At 29.3% G+C, this 20,129-nt stretch carries 17 protein-coding genes, 2 tRNA genes, 1 rRNA gene and 1 other RNA gene; 11 read left to right on the top strand and 10 right to left on the bottom strand.

Annotated elements, in window-relative coordinates; translation table 4 throughout:
- Positions 1-121: 121 nt before the first annotated feature.
- The 4 genes from ACJA23_RS01010 to ACJA23_RS00995 all read right to left on the bottom strand — a co-directional run bounded on the left by ACJA23_RS01010 (position 122) and on the right by ACJA23_RS00995 (position 6,038).
- Positions 122-901: a Nif3-like dinuclear metal center hexameric protein gene (locus ACJA23_RS01010; RefSeq protein ID WP_406614448.1), complete on the bottom strand. Its 780-nt coding sequence runs from the start codon at positions 899-901 to the stop codon at positions 122-124.
- 114 nt (positions 902-1,015) lie between these two features.
- Positions 1,016-2,593, bottom strand: coding sequence for a sigma-70 family RNA polymerase sigma factor (locus ACJA23_RS01005; RefSeq protein ID WP_406614446.1), 1,578 nt, complete (start codon positions 2,591-2,593; stop codon positions 1,016-1,018).
- An 11-nt stretch (positions 2,594-2,604) separates the two neighbouring features.
- A complete protein-coding gene (dnaG, locus tag ACJA23_RS01000) occupies positions 2,605-4,653 on the bottom strand; it encodes a DNA primase (protein ID WP_406614444.1) in 2,049 nt (682 codons plus the stop codon).
- A 32-nt stretch (positions 4,654-4,685) separates the two neighbouring features.
- A complete protein-coding gene (locus ACJA23_RS00995) occupies positions 4,686-6,038 on the bottom strand; it encodes a glycine--tRNA ligase (protein WP_406614442.1) in 1,353 nt (450 codons plus the stop codon).
- 324 nt (positions 6,039-6,362) lie between these two features.
- Here ACJA23_RS00995 and secA point away from each other — a divergent pair, with 324 nt between their 5' ends.
- From secA to ACJA23_RS00940, 11 genes are all read left to right on the top strand, one after another.
- Positions 6,363-9,017 (top strand): preprotein translocase subunit SecA, encoded by a 2,655-nt coding sequence (gene secA, locus ACJA23_RS00990; protein ID WP_406614440.1) that lies wholly within the window; start codon positions 6,363-6,365, stop codon positions 9,015-9,017.
- A gap of 89 nt (positions 9,018-9,106) precedes the next feature.
- Positions 9,107-10,177, top strand: a complete 1,071-nt coding sequence (locus ACJA23_RS00985; protein WP_406614438.1) for a hypothetical protein — start codon at positions 9,107-9,109, stop codon at positions 10,175-10,177.
- A gap of 93 nt (positions 10,178-10,270) precedes the next feature.
- Positions 10,271-10,735 carry a Sua5/YciO/YrdC/YwlC family protein gene (locus tag ACJA23_RS00980; RefSeq protein ID WP_406614436.1) on the top strand — a complete coding sequence of 155 codons (465 nt, stop codon included), beginning with the start codon at positions 10,271-10,273 and terminating at the stop codon, positions 10,733-10,735.
- Between the two features lie 38 nt (positions 10,736-10,773).
- Positions 10,774-11,214, top strand: coding sequence for an SsrA-binding protein (smpB, locus tag ACJA23_RS00975; protein ID WP_406614434.1), 441 nt, complete (start codon positions 10,774-10,776; stop codon positions 11,212-11,214).
- Positions 11,214-11,598, top strand: a transfer-messenger RNA (tmRNA) gene (ssrA, locus tag ACJA23_RS00970). The genes smpB and ssrA overlap by 1 nt, the downstream gene beginning before the upstream one ends.
- A gap of 270 nt (positions 11,599-11,868) precedes the next feature.
- On the top strand, positions 11,869-12,570 hold the full coding sequence (locus ACJA23_RS00965; protein ID WP_406614432.1) for a DNA alkylation repair protein: 702 nt from the start codon (positions 11,869-11,871) through the stop codon (positions 12,568-12,570).
- Positions 12,571-12,763: 193 nt separating this feature from the next.
- A tRNA-Thr gene (locus tag ACJA23_RS00960) sits at positions 12,764-12,837 on the top strand.
- A gap of 79 nt (positions 12,838-12,916) precedes the next feature.
- Complete coding sequence (locus tag ACJA23_RS00955; RefSeq protein ID WP_406614430.1) at positions 12,917-13,411, top strand: transposase; 495 nt, start codon at positions 12,917-12,919, stop codon at positions 13,409-13,411.
- Between the two features lie 40 nt (positions 13,412-13,451).
- Positions 13,452-13,557, top strand: a 5S ribosomal RNA gene (gene rrf, locus ACJA23_RS00950).
- Between the two features lie 90 nt (positions 13,558-13,647).
- Positions 13,648-15,603 carry a DNA topoisomerase subunit B gene (locus tag ACJA23_RS00945; protein ID WP_406614428.1) on the top strand — a complete coding sequence of 652 codons (1,956 nt, stop codon included), beginning with the start codon at positions 13,648-13,650 and terminating at the stop codon, positions 15,601-15,603.
- Between the two features lie 103 nt (positions 15,604-15,706).
- Positions 15,707-15,780 (top strand) — tRNA-Gly (locus ACJA23_RS00940).
- Positions 15,781-15,887: 107 nt separating this feature from the next.
- On the opposite strand, the gene recA is transcribed toward ACJA23_RS00940, so the two are convergent.
- The 6 genes from recA to truB form a co-directional block, all read right to left on the bottom strand.
- Positions 15,888-16,907 carry a recombinase RecA gene (recA, locus tag ACJA23_RS00935; protein WP_406614426.1) on the bottom strand — a complete coding sequence of 340 codons (1,020 nt, stop codon included), beginning with the start codon at positions 16,905-16,907 and terminating at the stop codon, positions 15,888-15,890.
- A gap of 107 nt (positions 16,908-17,014) precedes the next feature.
- On the bottom strand, positions 17,015-17,281 hold the full coding sequence (rpsO, locus tag ACJA23_RS00930; RefSeq protein WP_406614424.1) for a 30S ribosomal protein S15: 267 nt from the start codon (positions 17,279-17,281) through the stop codon (positions 17,015-17,017).
- Positions 17,282-17,441: 160 nt separating this feature from the next.
- Positions 17,442-18,275 (bottom strand): FAD synthase, encoded by an 834-nt coding sequence (locus tag ACJA23_RS00925; protein ID WP_406614739.1) that lies wholly within the window; start codon positions 18,273-18,275, stop codon positions 17,442-17,444.
- A 2-nt stretch (positions 18,276-18,277) separates the two neighbouring features.
- Entirely contained in the window at positions 18,278-18,436 is a 159-nt protein-coding gene (locus tag ACJA23_RS00920) for a hypothetical protein (protein WP_406614422.1), read from the bottom strand.
- A gap of 18 nt (positions 18,437-18,454) precedes the next feature.
- Positions 18,455-19,270 (bottom strand): YcsE-related riboflavin metabolism phosphatase, encoded by an 816-nt coding sequence (locus ACJA23_RS00915; protein ID WP_406614420.1) that lies wholly within the window; start codon positions 19,268-19,270, stop codon positions 18,455-18,457.
- Positions 19,270-20,106 carry a tRNA pseudouridine(55) synthase TruB gene (truB, locus tag ACJA23_RS00910; protein WP_406614418.1) on the bottom strand — a complete coding sequence of 279 codons (837 nt, stop codon included), beginning with the start codon at positions 20,104-20,106 and terminating at the stop codon, positions 19,270-19,272. The genes ACJA23_RS00915 and truB overlap by 1 nt, the downstream gene beginning before the upstream one ends.
- Positions 20,107-20,129 lie beyond the last annotated feature (23 nt).

Here is a 20,129-nt window from a genome sequence, read left to right as displayed (position 1 = left end):
ATCTTTATAAATTATTAATTTATAAAGGTTTAAAAAGATTATTTTTAGTCAAAATAATGCTCAAAAAATAACTTTTTAAAACAACTAAAAATGACACCATTTTTTTGGTGTCATTTTCAACTTATTTAACATTGCGATATGGCAGAGCTAATTTTTTAATGTAAATACGCTCATTTGGGAATTTTTCAGTTAAAAGTTTGTATAAATGTTCAGCAAAAACTTCTTCATCTAAATGAGGAATCTCTAGGATTTTTGCACCTATTTGGTGATAATTAACTCATTCACTTCACTTAACATCACTAGTGATAAATAAATCAACATTTTGGTGAGTTAATTCGTTAATTTGACCAGTATAACCACTTCCACTTAAGAAAGCAATTTTGGAAATTGGTTGTTCTTCATCATGTTTTAAAACATTAGTTCTAAAGGCTTTTAGCTTCATTTTTTCTTCAATTAAAGCTGTAATTTTTCTAAAGTTTGTCTCATAATTAACAATTGCTGAAAACTTAGGTGAATTAGTATCAAAATAATCTTTTAAGCCTAGAGTATAGATGATTTGGTAAGAAGTACCATATAATTCTGCATCGTAATTTGTGTGCATTGAATATGCAGTAATTTGGTTTTCTTTAAGTTGTTTTATGATTTTTTGTTTATATGGAGCTTTTTCGAATTCTACTGTTTTATCGCTATCAAACAGAAAAGGATGATGGGTAATAATTAAATTACAATCGTGTAAAATTGCCTCATCAATTACCTCTTGAGTTAAATCAATTGCCAGTATTGCACCTCTAAATTTTTTAGCTTGATTACTTTTTACACTGTAGCCGGTTAGGTCTCAAACCTCTTTATTTTCCAGTGGATAAAGCAATTCCAGCTCACTAATCATTTGTTTTAACTTCATTTATCTCCTAATTTTGTATTAAATTAATTATATCATTTTCGCTAGGTTCAAAATAGTTTTTATTTTGTCTGAAAATGAAAAAAGCATCAAAATGATGCTTAAATAACTATAAAATTAGTGTTTTTGTAAATCTTTTAGTGATTTATTATATTTGTTATTGTTACGTAATTTTTTCAGAATTTTGTTTTCAATTTGACGAATACGTTCTTTTGAAACACCGCCACGGTCAATTGCTAATTCTTCTAATGAGTAGTTTCTGTATCTTTTACCGTTTTCGTCTCTTCCTACACCATAACGTTTTCTGATTAAAACTTTATCTGCTTCATCATCTAAATCTTCAATCATTTCGTCCAAAATACTTTCTAATTCTTCTTGAGCTGCGTGTTCAATTGGAGAAATAATATTATCATCTTGCACAAAGTCACTAAATGAAGAATCGTTTTCTTTACCTACTTGTTTATCCAATGAAATTGGATCAATGTTGATTTTTCTAATGTATCTAACTCTTTCGGTAGTAAATTCTTCTTTTGGATTTAATGCATAGTCTGATTCAGAACATTTTTTACCGCTAGCTTCACATTTAGCTTTTAAGTGTTCGATTGCTCTCTTGTTGATTTCGTTTGCAATATCATCATCTGTAGGTTCTTTGCCTAATTCTTGTTGTAATTCACGCTCAATTTTTGAAACTTTATTAATTGTTTCAACCATATGAACAGGAACACGAATTGTTCTAGCTTGATCAGCTACTGCGCGTGTAATAGCTTGTTTAATTCATCAGGTTGCATATGTTGAAAATTTGAATTCTTTAGAAGGATCAAATTTTTGAACAGCTTTTAAAATACCTTGGTTCCCTTCTGAAATTAAGTCGATAAAACTAAGACCTCTGTTTTTATATTTTTTAGCATTGTTAATAACTAAACGTAAGTTTCTAACAATTAATTGGTCTCTAGCTCTTTTACCTTTAAATCCACCTTTAACCACTAATTCAGCTAATTCTTTTTCTTTTTTAGGGTTTAGAATATCTCCGTATTTACCGATTCAACGCATGTATCATTTAACAATGTCGTTTGTTTCAGTAAGTTTGTTTGAGAAGCTTTTTTTATCTTTTTCTTCAGGTGATAAGTCAATATCAGCATTGAAGTTTAAGCTTAATGAATCAAATGAAGAATTATCATATTCATCATCTTCATCGTTTGAGTAAAAATCACTAAATTCACCTTCAAAATCATTTGAAATGGCTTCAGTTTCTTCTTCCTCTTCGTCTTCTTCGCTATCTTCTTCGTCAGCTTTTAAGTACTCTTCTTCATCAACTTCATCTTCAGTATATTCATCATCTTCGAAATCATCTAAATCAATTTCTTCATCGTCAAAGTTATCTGAATCTAAATCGTCAAAATCATCTGTAGTTTTTGATTTTTCTTTTGATTTTTTAGCACTTTTAGTTGCTTTATCTTTTTGTAAATTACTTTCAAAATCTTCTAGTGAAGCATCATCATCATCACCTTCATCAACTTCATCAAGTAAGATTTTGTTTTTAATTAATACAGATAAAAAGTCAGCAATATCTTCAGGCTCAACTTCTAATCCTTTTCTATCTAAAATATCTAAAATTTCAGATTGTGAAAAATGATTTTTCTTCTTTTTAGTTAATTCTTTCTTTAAAAAATCAATAACTGAATCATAATTATTCATAGATTCTCCTTCTAAAATGCGTCAATTTTAGATTCTAACGATTCTATAGCTGACTTACATTCTCTAAACTGTGGGTCTTTTGGTTGATAGTATTTGGTTAAATTTAGAAGTAAATTTTTCTTGATTGTATCTAGTGGAATTTGAAGTTCTAAATCTGGTTCACCAATTAAATCACTTATAATTTCTTTTTTATGCTCATTAACTTTTTCTTCTGTGATAATTTGCTTTTGATTAGCTAGTTTTTGTTGAACTTCATAAGTTATGTAATTTTCAATGACACTACTTAATTGAGCATAAAGTGTTGGAGTTGTAGGGCTATTTGAAAATTTAGCATTATAATATTCACAAATTTTCTTAAATAATGGGTAATATCTTTTATCTACTTCTGGAAAAATAATTAAAGCTGCTTTATTTTTAACAAAATTGCGATAGAACATTTCATTGTAAAATAAGCGAGATAGACATTCAAAAATAATGTCATTAATTTTATATTTATGCATAAAAGAGTTATGCAAATGGTGGTATGTACTTGGTGTATTTCTTAAATTATTTGAATTATACTGGTTATTTACATTATTGTATGAACTATTTGGATAGTATTTTTGAGTTTGTTTTTGGTAATTTTTGTAATAATTATTTGACTGATTTTGAACAGGTGGAGCAACTGGCGCTGCATTGATATCTTCTAGTTCAAAATTTATTTCATGTAAATCATCATTAATAAATGGTTCATTAAATTCTGTACTTACATATTGATTTGTAGGTGTTTTTGATTGATATGCATTAGTTTTAGCAACCAAAAACTTAAATTCATAATTTCAGTGTTGTTTAATATAATTTTCAATAAAACTTTTTAAATCATAGGAAGCATTTTCAAAAATGAATTTAATTTCATCACAAGCACGCTTGATATTATTAAAATCATTATTTTTCGAAATATCATATTTTTTATCTAAAAATTCGAACACAAAATTAAATGGTGAAATTCTTGAATTTGAAACAATGTTTAGTAATTCTTCCTTACCTTTTGAAGCTAATATTTCATCTGGATCTTTACCATTAGTGTTTTTTATAATATCTATTTCAAAGTTATTAGCAATTAAAATTTTGATCGACTTAAACATTGCAGTTATTCCAGCTTGGTCAGCATCTAAGAATAAAACAACTTTTTGTCTTTGAATTTTTCGAATATGATCATCCGTTAAAGCTACACCCATTAAAGCTACAACGTTTTTGATTCCGGCTCTATAACATGCAATTACATCCATAAAACCTTCAACGATGATTACTTCTTTTTTAACGCGAATATCTTCACGAGCATCGCTAAAGTTGTAAAGAATGTTAGATTTATTAAAAACTATGGTTTCAGGTGAATTTATGTATTTGGGACTGTCTCCAGCTACAATTGTACGAGCTGAAAACCCTACAATATCACCTAAATCATTTTTTATACCGAAAGTAATACGGTTTCTAAAAATTTCATTGTATTGGCTATTAATTAAACCTGTTTTTAACATCAATTTTGGTTCAATTTTAAGTTGATTTTCTAAAAAGTTTCTTGTGTCATTTGCTTGTGCAAAACCGATGTTAAATCGTTCACGTATTTCGAAATCGAAAATTCCACGCTTTTCTAAATAATTTCTCACTTCTAAATTAGTGATAACTTTAGATTTATAAAAAGCATTAATATCATTTAGTGCTTGAATGATTTTTTCTTGCTCTGGTTTATATTTAGCAACTGGAGCTTTTTTGTAATTACTAAAATCAATTTTCATTCCTACTTTTTGAGCAAGAAATTCGAGTGCTTCAACAAAGGTTAAACCTTTGTAATCCATTAAAAATGTAATAACATTAACTGTTTTAGAACAGGCAAAACAGTGAGCTATTTGTTTTTGTGAGTTGATTGAAAAACTGGGAGTATTATCGGCGTGAAACGGACAAAGGGTAATGTAATTATTACCCTTTTTTTCTAAAGATAAAAATTCACGCACTACTTCAACTATGTCTGAAGCTTGTTTGATTTCTTGAATAATTTCTTCAGCGATTAAATTATTTGCCAAAAGTACCTCCCAATTTAATTAGAAACTTTTAACTAAATGTATTTGTATAATTCATCAATTGAAACTCTAGTTTGTTCCATTGTGTCTCTATTTCTAACAGTTACACAGTTATCTTCAAGTGTGTCATAATCAACTGTAACACATGAATATGTACCAATTGCATCTTGACGACGATATCTTTTACCAATTGAACCAGTTTCGTCATAAGTAACTGAAATTCCTTGATCAAGTAATTTATCAAAAATCTCTTGCGCTTTTTCAGATAACTTTTTAACAAGTGGTAAAACAGCAACTTGATATGGAGCAATCTTTTTCGCAAAACGTAAAACAACTCTAGTTTCACCTTCTAGTTCTTCTTCGTCATATGCATCAGTAATAACAGCTAACATTAAACGATCTAGCCCTATACTTGGTTCAATTACGTATGGAATAACTTTTTGATTAGTTTGTGGGTCTAAATAATCCAATGATTCACCTGTAGCATCCATATGTGATTTTAGATCATAATTAGTTCTGTTGGCAACTCCTAAAAGTTCACCTCAACCAAATGGGAAATTGAATTCGATATCACTAGTTCCTGCTGAATAGTGTGATAATTCTTCAGCATCGTGAGCTCTTACACGAATTGATTCTTGTTTAATACCTAAATTTTGAACAAATTTATAAGCCTTTTGAATGTAGTATTCAAATCACTTACTTGCTTCTTGAGGCATAGTGAAAAATTCTAATTCCATTTGTTCAAATTCTCTAGTTCTGAAAATGAAGTTTCCAGGGGTTACTTCATTTCTAAAACTTTTTCCAACTTGTCCAATACCAAATGGAAGTTTTGCTCTTGTAGTTCTTTGAACATTTTTGAAATTAACAAAAATACCTTGAGCAGTTTCTGGTCTTAAATAAACTTTTGATTTTGAATCTTCTGTAACACCTTGGCGAGTTTCAAACATTAAATTAAACTGTTTGATTTCAGTTCAATCAGTTTTATCACCTTCGTATTCTTTAATGTGTTCTACGACAAATTCACGCATTTGTTCAAATGTCATTTTTTCAGGAATGATGTTTGGATCTACTTCTTGAATTAATTTATCAGCACGATAACGCTTACCGTTAACCTTGTTTTCAATTAATGGATCACTAAAATTTCCTACGTGTCCACTTGTGACTCACACTTGTGGATTCATTAAAATTTTTGAGTCAATTAAAAAGTTGTTTGGTTCTTTAAGGATGAACTCCTTTTTTCATTCCTTCTCAATGTTATCTTTTAGCAATGAACCAAGAGGACCATAATCTCATGTGTTTGAAAGTCCTCCATAAATTTCACTACCTTGGAATACAAAACCACTGTTTTTTAAGTGATTTACAATTTGTTGCATGTTTTGTTTTAGCATGTATGTTATTTTATCATATTTTTACATTTTATTTTTAATAAAAATAAAGTTAAATGAATTATTTAGTGTAATAAAAAATTATTTTTTAATTTAGTTTTTCGATTTAATAACTAAATTAATCAAATTTATATTGATATTTTTACTTAAACACTGGTTTCAATACATAATTTGGAAAATTATTGTAAAAAAAATTACTCATAAAATATAAAAATTATTTTTATCAAATTTTCAAGAATAAAAAAGTCCAAAAAATGCAACAAATTTCTAAATGAAATGTATAATTTTTATACCTTCTATTTTTATAAAATAGAACAAAGGAGTCATATGAGTAAGTGAAATAAAGTTAAAAAAGCTTTTGATATTAAAAGCGCTGAAATGCGTGTAGCTGAAAAAGCGGTTAAAGAAATAGCTTTACTTGAAAGTGAAGTTGCAAAAATGACAGACGAAGAACTTAAAGCTCAAACAGTTCATTTTAGAAAACTTTTAAGTCAAGGTTTTACAACTGATGATATTAGAAATGAAGTTTTTGCAGTTGCTAGAGAAGCTACAAAACGTGTATTAGGAAAACGTCCATATGATTGTCAAATGATGGGTGGAGTACTTTTAGATTTAGGGTCAGTTGCTGAAATGAAAACTGGTGAAGGTAAAACTATTACTTCAATTGCTCCAGTTTATTTAAACGCTTTACCTGGTAAAGGTGCGATTGTTTCAACAGTTAACGAATACTTAACTGAACGTGATGCTGAAGAAATGGGGCAAGTGTTTAACTTTTTAGGTTTAACAGTTGGTGTTAACAAAGCACAAATGGATGCTACAAATAAACGTAAAGCGTACCAAGCAGATATTACTTACTCAGTTCACTCAGAATTAGGATTTGACTACTTACGTGATAATGGAGTTCAAAACTTAAGTGATAAAGTTCAAAGAGGTCTGTACTTTTGTTTAATCGATGAGGTAGATTCAATTTTAATTGATGAAGCTAAAACACCTCTAATTATTTCAGGTGGAGAAGCTGAAGATAATTCTAGATACTTTAGTGCTGACAGATTTGTTAGAACTCTAGGTCCAAATGATTATTTAATTGACGAAGAAAGTAAAGGTGTTATTTTAACACATTCAGGTATTGATAAAGCTAAAAAATACTTTGAAGTTGATACTTTCTATAATTTCGAAAACAGTGAATGAATTCACTTAATTCAAAATGCTTTAAGAGCTCATAAAACAATGTTTTGTGATGTAGAATACATCGTTAAAGCTGGAAAAATTGAGCTAGTTGACGCTTTTACTGGTAGGGTAATGGAAGGAAGAAGTTACTCAGAAGGACTCCACCAAGCAATTCAAGCTAAAGAAGGTGTGGATATCGAAGGAGAAACTCAAACTTTAGCAACTATTACATACCAAAACTTCTTTAGGATGTTTAAAAAGCTTTGCGGTATGACCGGTACTGGAAAAACCGAAGAACAAGAATTTATCGATATTTACAATATGCGTGTAAATGTTGTTCCAACTAATAAACCAATTGCTCGTGTTGATTTACCTGATGCGTTTTTTGTTAGCGCTGAAGATAAATGAAATGCTGTAACTGAAAAAGTTAAAGAACTATATGAAAAAGGACAACCAGTTTTAATTGGTACTGCTCAAATCGAAGATTCAGATGCATTACACAAGCACTTATTAAATGCTGGAATACCTCATAAAGTGCTTAACGCTAAACAAAACGCTAGTGAAGCTGAAATTATTTCACAAGCTGGACAAGTTAAAGCTGTTACCATCGCAACCAATATGGCAGGTAGAGGAACAGATATTAAACCTTCACCAGAAGCTATTGCACTTGGTGGATTATATGTTTTAGGTACTGATAAAGCTGAATCAAGAAGAATTGATAACCAGTTAAGAGGTAGAAGTGGTCGTCAAGGAGATGTTGGTACAAGTAAGTTTTATATTTGTTTTGATGACCAATTATTCAAACGTTTCTCAAATAACGAAGCCTTTAAAGAAGCTTATGGAGATCAAGCTGGAACAGAAGTAACTGATAGACAACTTAGAATGTTAACCAATAGCGTACAAAAGAAAATTGAAGGAATGAACTTTGAATCTCGTAAGTCTGTTTTAAACTACGATGATGTTATTAGACAACAAAGAGACTTAATTTACGCTCAAAGAGATTATATTCTAGCATCTAAAAATATTGATTATATAGTTAAAAGAATGTTTTTAGCAGCAGCAAGATCTATAGTTAATAACCCAGAATATTCACTAAAAAACCATGTTTATGATTATGCTTCTTTAACTAATTTCTTAAATGAAAACATTAGTCACTTACTTGAATATAATTTCCAATTAAAAGACATTAGTAAAATTCACAAAAACGACTTACCTGATTACATTGGAAACATTATCTTAAACATTTATAACCATTGAAAAGAAAATGCTTTAGATAAAGTTAGACCAGAAGATGTTGAATTGTTACAAAGAACAATTATTATCAAAAAACTAGATGGTAGATGAAAAAAACATATCAACAAAATGGATAAATTGCGTCAAAATGTTAACTTAGTGCAATATTCACAAAAAAACCCATATCAAATCTATACCGAAGAAGGAACTAAAATCTTCCGTAGAATGATTGATAACATCGCTTTTGATGTGTTATTAGCTATTTTTTCAGACCGTATTGGTCGCCAATCACTTGTTGATAAAGAAACCAAAAATGATCCTTTATACCAAGAAGTTAAAAACTATATCATGAGTCATTACTCAAATATTGTGTTATCAAACACAGATTCAGATTTTGAAAGCATTATTTTAGAAGCATATCACCAAAGATTAGAAGAACAAAAAAATAACCCTTGATATTGAGCCGAGGGTTATGGCGAAGAAGAATCTGAATCTGATCAAGAACCACAAAACTATCATCCTTATTCATTTAACAAAATTGCTAGTGAATATGAAAAAACTGCAAACGCTGTGAAATCATAAGGTGTAAAAGTTATTTTAATAACTAAATTTAGAACTAAATATATAATATATAATATTAGTTAGTAAATGAAATTTAACCAGGAGCAATAATGAGTAGAAGAGATAACAAATTCAAACACTCAAGAAGAAAAAACGAATTCGAACGTATCGTTGCTGATGCTAAAGATCAAGTAGTTGAAGTATTAGAAACTAAAGAATTAAATTCACAACCAGTTGCTAAAGAAAAACAAGTTCAAGAAGTTTTACAACCTCAACCAAATAGAGTTGAAGGACACGACAATTCACACAACGACCGTTGTGAATGTGAGTTATTAACTTGTGGTTGTTTAGGTGAATGTGTTTGTGAAGTATTACAAGAACAAGACCAACAAGCTAAAGAAAAAGCTTACAAACTACATGAAGAAGTGTTTGTTCCAGCTGAGGTAATTGAAACAAAACCAAAATTACAATCAGTTGTATATGATGAATTTGAACATGAAGAACCAGGTCAAATTATGTTTGATGATGAAGAAAACGAATTAAAACCTGTAACTAAAAAAGAATTAAATCAACAAGTACAATTAGAAGAGCAACCAGCTCCTGTTAACGTAACAAAAATTGCACCAGTTGCTCCAGTATTAATGGAAGAAACTGTAATGGAGCCAGTTGGTGGAGCTAGATGTGAAGATTGCTGTGATGCTAATAAAAATGCACAATTCATTCACGCTGCTACAACTGCTGAATGTTGCATGAATTTATGTGGATGCGAAGAAGTTGTGGTTGAAGATACAGTGCAAGAAGATTGTGCTTGTGAAGAAGCAACTAACGAACTATGTGATTGTTCTGAACACGCTGATAGTGAATGCAAAAACGACTGTAAACCAGAAGTTGAAGTGCATGGACTTGCTGAAGAGCACAATTGAGAAGAATGTTGCTGTGAAGAAGAAAGTCCACAACACGTATCACACAAACTATACCAAGATGCTGCGCTTGCTGCTTATGCTGCACCAGTAGCTACTTCAGTAGCAAAAGAAGAATTTGCAACAGAAGAATATCACGAAGTGGAAAAACTAGAAGAAGCTGTTTTAGAGCAACCAACACTAGTTCAACCAGGCTACTTAACATACAACAAAGAAAAAGAACAATTTAATTCATTCTTTTTAAATCAATTAACAAAATAATTGTATATAATACTTTTAATGAGCCGACATCGAGCTATAACGCTTTAATGTCAAATAGCCATCTTTATGATGGTTTTTTTATATAATTGAACTATGAATAACAAATATAAAGACATCATTATTTGTACAACTGACACTGTCTGTGGCATCGGTGGACCTATTAATGAACAAACTTTAGAGTTAATTTATGAGTTAAAAAATCGTCCTAAAAATAAAAAAATAATGATTTTGGTTGGCTCTCTAAAACAAGCTCAAAGTTTTAAACAGTGAAACGAAGAAGCTGATAAACTAGCTAAAAAAGTATGACCAGGTGCAAACAGTATAGTTGTTAATGACCAAGGTTTTCGAATGCCAAATCAAGCTAAATTACTTGAATATTTAGTTAATAACGGTCCAATTTATATGACCAGTGCAAATAAATCTGGTTGTGAACCAATTAATATTTCTCAAGCTAAAGAAGTGTTTCCTGAAGTATCTAAAATTTATGATTTTGGTAAAGTTAGTGGCGTAGCTAGCACAATTTACAATCTAGATACTAGAGAAATCATTAAAAGATAATAATAAAATTAAAATAAAATATTAAAATATTATTACTTATGAAAATTATCACTAAAAACAAAAGAGCACATCATGATTATGAGATTATAGATAAATTTGAAGCTGGTATGGAATTATTAGGATGAGAAGTAAAAACTGCTCGTGCTAATCAAGTTCAAATTAATGCAGCTTTCTGTTCTATTTATAAAGATGAAATCTATCTAAAAAACGCTAACTTTAAGCAATATATGTTAGTTAAATGTGATGAAACTCGTGATCGTAAATTACTTTTACATAAAAGTGAAATTCGTAAGATTAAACACAAAAGTGAATCACTAAAATTAACTATTATTCCTTTAGCGATGTACTTTAACAAAAACTCAAAAATAAAACTTGAAATCGCTTTAGCTCGTGGATTAAAAAAACACGATAAACGTGATAAAATAATTCAAGAAGAAACACAAAAAAGGTTACAAAAAACCATTAAAAATTTTTACTAGGGGATGTAATGGTTTCGACATGTGTTGGGTAAAAGTGGCGGCAGTAGTGTGGCAGACTATAATTGCTTCTAGGTTTTTCTAAACGGAAACGAAGAAAAAGAAGTTTCATACGCTAACTTAGCTATGAATTCACAATCATTTTACGCATTCGCTTAATTATAGCGCGTAACGTATTTAGCTGATGCTTTTAGGCTAAGGTACGTAAGTAAAAGCTCGTAATTTAGTGTTGGTAGCTAGATTATTAAATTTTTCCAAGTTTGATTAAATTTAGTTTGTCAGTTTTACTGATTTGGTTAAACTTAAAAACTGAAAATTGACTAAACTGTAGAAACTGGTTTGTATTTAACACGATGGACAGGGGTTCGACTCCCCTCATCTCCACCATCAAATAATTAATGTTTGATATTTATGTATCAAACTTTTTTTATTTTAAAAAACTTAGTTTGACACTAAGTTTTTTCATTTTTCAATTCTTTTGGTATTTAAGTGCTATAAATTATCATTGTTATACTTTTTTAGGCAAAATGATTTTAAAATATTTAGTGATAACACTAAAATTTTCAGTTATAATCGTTTAAACTATATTGAAGTATTTTTTCTCCGGCAAAAAAATATTTTATAATTTAATTATATATATCAAAAGTGAGGAAATTTATGGGTAGAAGAACCTTCGAAGCTGATTTATTAAGATTAGCTGATGAAAAACAAAAAGAACATATTTTAAGAACAGTAACTCAACTAGATCCAAAAGAAGTTATTGGAGTTGAAACACCTACAATTAGAAAATTAGCTAAAACATTATGAGAAAAAGAACAAGATGAATGTTTAGATTTTTTAGCTAACGATGAACACCAATATTACGAACAATACATGCTTCACGGAGAACTAATTGCTTTAATTAAAGAACCTAGAGTTGCTTTAAGAGAAACAAAACACTTTGTTAAAATGATTAACAACTGATGAGTTTGTGATTCATTAAGTGTTGATATTTTCGATAAAGAAGATCCACAAATTTATGAATTAGTGAAAACTTGATTACGTTCAAGACATGAGTATACAGTAAGATATGCAATTAGATTATTAATGAGAAACTATATGTTAGTAAACTTCAAAGAAGAATATTTACAATTAGTTGCAGACATTAAATCTAAACAATCATATGTTGTAAAAATGATCGCTGGTTTCTTTGCTGAAGCTATTTTCCAAGATTGAGATAAAACAATCGTTTACTTTGATCAACGTAAATTATCTCCAGAAAAACACAACGCAGCTATTAAGAAAGCTTTAGAAAGCAAAAAAATTATTCCTCTAAGAAAAAAATACTTAGAAGACTTACTTTTATCTGAAGAAAACTAATTGTCTGAAATTTAAATTGAAAATGAAGTACAGCTTCATTTTTTATTTTTAGTTTATATTTAATTAAAGCAATCAGTTTGTAAAGCTACCAAAGAATATTACTTAGTTTTACTAAACTATGGAAATTTTCACAAAATACAGAAAAATAACCCATTTTAAAAAACCTTATATAATATTTTTATATATAAATATTGCTCTGTTAGTTAAGTGGTATAACGGTTGACTCGTAATCATCTATCGTGAGTTCGATTCTCATACAGAGCACCATTTTTTATATTAGGTTGAAATATAAAAAATGGTTGTTGCCAGCAACAATGAAATTAATTTTGTATCAACTTGGAGTAAAATGAAATCTTTTCCTCACGATGACGAATTAGTAAATAGTTTTGTTGCAAAACTAAACATTAATCCTTCAAAAAATCCACACCGTGTTCTTAAATTCTTACTTTGTAAAATTGTTGATTTATTAATTGAATATGAATTTGAAATGTTTTTGGATAAACAAAGACAAAATGAAACCAGTGATAAATTAGCTTATAAAAATGGAGCTAATAAAAAAATTATTCATACTGAAATAGGTGATATTACAATCGATATCCCTAGATGTAGATCACATTCATTTGAACCAATGTTAATTGATAAATATCAACACTTTCTAAAACTAACAACTGAAGAGTTATTAAACTTATTAGAACTTCAAAACATTACATATGATAATGTGTTAGAACTTTTAACCAAAGTGTATGGTGAAAGTATGAATTTAGAAGAACTAAAACAATTTACTGAATACTTAATTTGTAAGTTAAGCAAAATTATTCGTAGCATCAGACTAAAAAGTTAAAAAATTATTTGACTTTAAAAAGTTTTGGTGTATACTATTATCAAGTGGTTATAGCAAAGAGGTACACCTGATCCCATTCCGAACTCAGTAGTTAAGCTCTTTAGTGCCGACGATAGCCAAAAGGTGAAAATAGGGAGCTGCTTTTTTTATTTTAAATTTTCAAAAGATACTAAAGGTGGCTTACAAACCAAATAAATTGTTATATAATTAATATAATTAATTATATAAATTAAGGAGTGTTCATGGAGCAAAACAAGAACAATTATGACGCTGGTAGTATTAAACATTTATCAGGTTTAGAACACGTAAGAAAAAGACCAGGGATGTATATCGGTTCTACCACTAAAACCGGTTTACACCATTTAGTTTGAGAGATTGTCGATAACTCTGTTGATGAGTTTTTAGCTGGCTACGCACACAATATTGCTATTACTATTACAAAAGACGGAAGCATTATCGTTGAAGATGATGGTCGTGGAATACCAACTCAAATTCACCCTAAATTTAATGTTAGTGCACTAGAAGTAGTTTTAAAAGAACTAAACGCTGGTGGTAAGTTTGAAAACCAAGCTTATAGTGTTTCTGGTGGGTTACACGGAGTTGGAGCTAGTGTTGTTAATGCGTTAAGTGATAATTTTGAAGCTTGAGTTAAACGTGAAGGAAAATTACACTATGTAAAATTTGCTAACGGTGGTAAATTAGTTCAATCAACTACAGTTATAGCTGAATGTCCATTAGAAGAAACTGGAACAAAGATTATGTTCCACCCAGACTACACTATTATGGATAAAATTGACTTTGATAAAGATATCATTGTTGACCACGTTAAACAAATTGCTCACTTAAATAAAAATCTTCACATTAGTGTAAATGATGAAAGAGATGGAGAATTTGTTGAATTCTACTACGAAAACGGTGTTAAAGACTATGTTAGAGAATTAGTAGAAAAAAACCAACAAATTTCAGATGAAATCATTTATGCTGAAGGTAGATTTGATGCAGGTAAAAGTGATAGTGGTTTAGATTTATTCGTTAATGTCGAAGTAGCTTGCCAATATTCATTTGATCAATACAGAAGCAATATTCTTTCATATGCCAACAACATTCAAACTAATGAAGGTGGAACTCATGTTTATGGTTTTTATGATGCAATTATGCGTTTAGTTAATAACTATGCTTTAAATAAAAACTTTATTAAAGCTGAAGCTGAAAAATTCACTCGTGAAGATTTAACTGAAGGATTAACTGCAGTTATTTTAGTTAAATTACCTAACCCACAATTTGAAGGTCAAACTAAATCTAAATTAAACTCAAAAGAAGCAAGACAAGCAGTTAATAAAATCTTTTCAGAAGTATTTGAAAGATTACTTAATGAACAACCTGATTTAGCTAAAAAGATTATCGAAATTGCCACTTTAGCTCGTAAAAGTAGATTAGCTTCTACAGCAGCTAGAGATAATGCTAGAAGAAAAGGTGTTTTTGATAATGGTGGACTTCCTGGAAAACTATCTGATTGTTCATCTAAAAATGCAGAAATTAGCGAATTATACATCGTTGAGGGTAATTCAGCTGGTGGTAGTGCTAAAATGGGTAGAGATAGAGTTACTCAAGCAATTTTACCGCTGAGAGGTAAAGTTATTAATGTTGAAAAAGCTAGACAACACAAAGTTATCGAAAACGAAGAGATTTTATCTTTAATTACTGCACTAGGAACTGGTCTTGGTGATGATTTTAATATCAATAAACTTAGATACCATAAAATTGTTATTATGACCGATGCCGATGTTGATGGTGCTCACATTAGAACATTGTTATTAACTTTCTTTTATAGATACTTTAAACCATTAATTGAGTATGGTTTTGTATATATTGCTCAACCTCCTTTATATAAAATTCAACAAAACAAAACAATTGAATACGCTTACAATGATGTTCAAAAAGATGAAATCATCGCTAAACTAAATCCAAATCAAAAAATTACTATCCAAAGATACAAAGGACTTGGAGAAATGAATCCAGAACAGTTGTGAGAAACAACCATGGATCCAGCTCGTCGTAAAATGCTACAAGTTCAAATTCATGATGCTATAAAAGCAGATCAAACATTTGTGGCTTTAATGGGTGATGATGTTGTTCCTAGAAAAGAATTTATTGAGAAAAACGCTAAATATGTAACAAACATCGATTCATAATTAGTATTATTTATATAATTTATGTCGTGATAAAAAAATTACAAAAAAATAAAAAAATTTGTTAAAAATTAAAAATATATGTTATACTATTATCACGACAGATGCGAGTGTAGTTTAATGGCAGAACTTCAGCCTTCCAAGCTGACTATGAGGGTTCGATTCCCTTCACTCGCTCCATATCATTTATTTGACCAAAAAAGCCACTTCTGGCTTTTTTTAATACAAAAAACTCCAACTTATAAGAAATTGGAGTTAAGAGTTTTAATTAGCTGGTTTTATGCTATTTAAAATAATTTGTTTAACATCTTTATGAGCTTCAATGTAGTCTTTAGCTGCTTTTTACCTTGGGCAATATTTTCGCCGTTATAAGCGTATCATGCACCTTTTTTCTCAAAGATTCCTTTTTCGCACGCTATATCAACTAATTCACCTAAATTATCTATTCCTCTAGCAAAATAAATTTCACTTTGAGCTGCTTTGTAAGGAGCTGCTAATTTATTTTTTACTACCTTAAATTTAATTTCGTTTCCGATAATATCTTTTGATTCATTAATTTGCGAACCTTTACGAACTTCAATTCTAATTGATGAGTAAAATTTAAGCGCTCTACCACCAGGTGTAGTTTCAGGGTTTCCAAAAATTACACCTACTTTTTCTCTAATTTGGTTAATGAAAATAATTGTAGTTTTATTTTTGTTTAAGTTACCAGTTATTTTCCTTAAAGCTTTCGACATTAATCTAGCTTGAAGACCAATTTGTTGATCAGACATTTCTCCGTTTAATTCAGCTTCAGGTACTAAGGCAGCAACTGAATCAACTACAATTAAATCGATTTTGCCTGATTTTGCTAGTATATCTACAATTTCTAAGGCTTGTTCACCTGAATCTGGTTGACTTACAATTAAATTATCAACATTAACACCTATATTAGAAGCGTAGCTAGGGTCAATTGAATGCTCAGCATCAATAAAAGCAGCTATACCGCCTTGTTTTTGCATTTCAGCAATAATATGTAAGCTTAAGGTGGTTTTTCCACAGCTTTCAGGCCCATAAATTTCGATAATTCTCCCTTTAGGTATGCCGCCAATCCCTAAAGCTTGATCAAGTGAATAGCTTCCACTATGCACAGTTTCAACCTTAACATCAGGCACTTGACCTAAAAGCATAATTGATTCTTTACCATATTTTTTTTCTATTTCTTTAATAGCATTTTGGATTACTTTTTTATTATCTTCTGAAATTGTATATAAATCAATTTCAGGTGATATTTCTAAGTTTTTTGTATTTTGTTTTTTGCTTTCCATTTTTTTCTCCTAACTTACTATTAAGAAATAAACTACTTTTATACTAAAACTATACTAAAAAAGGAAAAAGAAAAAGTTGCCAACGCAACTTTAACGACAAATAAACATTATTTACGAATGTTTAATGCTTGAATACATTTGTTGTATGCTTCAAAATCGTTTTCTTTTAAGTGTTTTAATAAAGATTTACGTTTTGAAATTTTAGCTAAGAAACCTCTTCTTGAGTGGTTGTCTTTTTTGTTAGCTAAAAAGTGTGGTTTTAATGATTCGATATCTTCTGTTAAGATAGCAATTTGTACCACTGCATTACCTGTATCTTTTGCGTCTTTACCAAATTGTTTAACTAATTCAGCTTTTCTTTCTTTTGAAACCATAATATACTCCTTTTATTATGTTTTAAACCTAGCATTACATTTGTCAATACCAAGTATAAAATTTATGTTCCTTACTAAATTGGGATTACTTTATATAGTATAACATTTTTAATTTTAAAGTTAAATTTGCATATATTATTTTTAAACCGATAAATTCAGCTTAAATGTACTCTTTAAAAATAGTTTTTGCTTCTAATACATCTTCTGCTGCAATTAAATCATATTTTTTATTAGCTATTAATCTAACTTCTTTAACTACCTCAATTAAACCAATTGTTTTTTCTTTGATAAAACTATTTTCTTCATCAATTAGGTAAATAATGCGCTTTCCATCAAAGTTAATGTGCATTAAGGCATAATATGCAAAGCCATCAACATGCACAAACACAGCATAAACACCTTTGTGCATTATTGCTAATTTTGGATGAGTAATAATTTCGTTTTGTGATTGAAATTGGCAGCTAAAAGTGTAATTTCAAACTAATAAATCATTGACAAAACTAACTTGACCAAATTCAAGTGTTTCTTTTAGTCTTTTAGTTCCAAGCTTTAAACCAGTCACTTTATAAATAGATTTAATAATGCAAGTGATGTTTGGATTTAACGAAGTAATTTCGCTAGCAGTTGTGTTAGCCCCTTTACCAAATCTAAAGTCTTCACCTACTATTATTTTAGTTTTTTTGTTTTGAGTTAGTTTATTTAAAAATTCTTTTGCTTCAAGTCCAGCCACACTTATAAAATCTAACTCAATAATGCCATCAATATCTAATTCAGCAAATTTAGTATATCTAGCATTATCGTCAGTAAAAATATGGTCAGTAAACTTATCCATTGATGAATTCAAGCTAAAAACAACTATAAATTTTCTACCTTGTTTTTGAGCCATAAGTTCACGATATAGTTGATAGTGACCTATGTGAAAAGATTCGAAAGAACCGATTAAAAAATTATCATTTTCTTCAGCAATAAAATCAAGAAGACTATAAACTGCTAAACCTACTTCTTTTTTTTCTTTTTTTCTTTAGCAGCTTGTTCACCAAATAAATCATCTATTTCATCAATTACATCATATAATTCAGCCATTAAATCATTTATTTCTTTTAGTTTTTCTTTAGTCATATTATCTTTAGTCGTATTATCTTTAGTCGTTTTCATAATTTATATTATATAAAATTAAATTAATTTTAATTCCTTTAATTTTCAATAACATCCGTCATATTCACAGTCCATAGCGATGTCTTTTGCTACTCGTTTAATTTTATCGTTAGCTCTTTCCATGGCTACACCATAAAAAGCGTCTTTAATCATTTCATAGTCATTTGAACTATCACCAAAGGCAATTAAGTTATTCATAGAATAACCTAGTTTGTTGCACAAAATTTCTAAAGTATGACTTTTTGTAATACCAACTGGACCAAGGAAGAATCCATGTGATCAACGAGCTGAAACTTCCATTTGGTATCCTTTTTGCTTGATGTATTCTTCGACTTCATTTGATAACTCACGAGTATTTTGACTTGTAATTGTTACTACATATAAATCAGTTCTACTTAAATAAGCGTCATCAAAATCTTTGTAATTATGTTCAAATGGTTTAGCAAATCATGTATCAACATTTAATTTAGGTGATTTATACACTGTATCAAAATCTGTAACTGAAAAACCATCAATTTTATCAGCATAACGATCATATAAATCAACTACTTCTTCTTTAATTAATGAAGCTTTGAAAATGAATTGTTTAGCTTTATTGTCTCAAATAAAAGCTCCATTTGCTCCAATAAAATAATCAACTGGATCTAATTGCTCTAAAAAATCACCAATAGTTGCAAATTCTCTAGCTGTTGAAATTACTGTGGTGATACCTTTATCTTTTAGTAATTTAAACATTGATCTAGTTTTTTCTGAAAATCTAGTTGTACCATTAGGTAAAATTGTGCCATCTACATCGAATGCAGCAACTTTTATAATATCTTGCAATTGTTTCATTATAACCTCTCTATTAGAACTTTTTTAGGTTGAAAAATGTTATCTTTAACAAAACCAATAGCTACGATATGGTTTTGAGTTGGGTCAAATATAAAATAAGTTCCATCATTTATTTGATATCTAAATGAATTTCCATTTTTTAGTGCTTTATAAAAACTTTCATCAATTTCAATAAGCGGTACATCAAATAATTCATTAATATCAAGTGTTTCAAAACCGTCAGCCTCAAGATTATCTAGCTTAATCTTGCCACATTTAGTTCGAACTAATTCAGACATTACACAGCTATTATTGCAAAACTTTGCAATATCCATTAATACACTTCTAACATATGTACCTTCTGAAACATCCATCAAAAATTTAGCTTCTTGTTTTACTTCATTAAATTCAAGTAATTCAAGACTAAATATCTGAATTTTCTGTGGTTTTAGCTCTACTTCAATGTTATTTCGAGCACATTCATAAGCTCGAGTACCATTAATACTTTTAGCACTATATATTGGCGGAATTTGTTCTGTTAATGTTTTTACATGTTCAATAGCTTTGATTAAAACTTCTTTGGTAATTTTATTGCCCTTAACCACTTTAGTTTCAGTACAAATGTCATACGAATCAGAATAAAAACCAAATTTGCAACTAGCAATATATGTTTTAGTTTTATCTGAAATGTATGAAAGTAATTTAGTATCTGAATCTGTAGCCACAATCATTAATCCACTAGCTAAAGGATCTAAAATACCAGTATGTCCGACTTTTTTAGTAGCTAATTTTCTACCTAATTTTCGTACTCTTTGGTTGGCAAAATCACCAGTTTTTTTATGGAATTTGTAAAACATTATTCTCCAATTCGTTAGTATTA

This window comes from Mycoplasma corogypsi (assembly GCF_045276875.1).
GTDB classification, from domain to species: Bacteria; Bacillota_I; Bacilli_A; order Mycoplasmatales; family Metamycoplasmataceae; genus Mycoplasmopsis; species Mycoplasmopsis corogypsi.
This window is presented reverse-complemented; position numbering and strand designations above follow the sequence as displayed.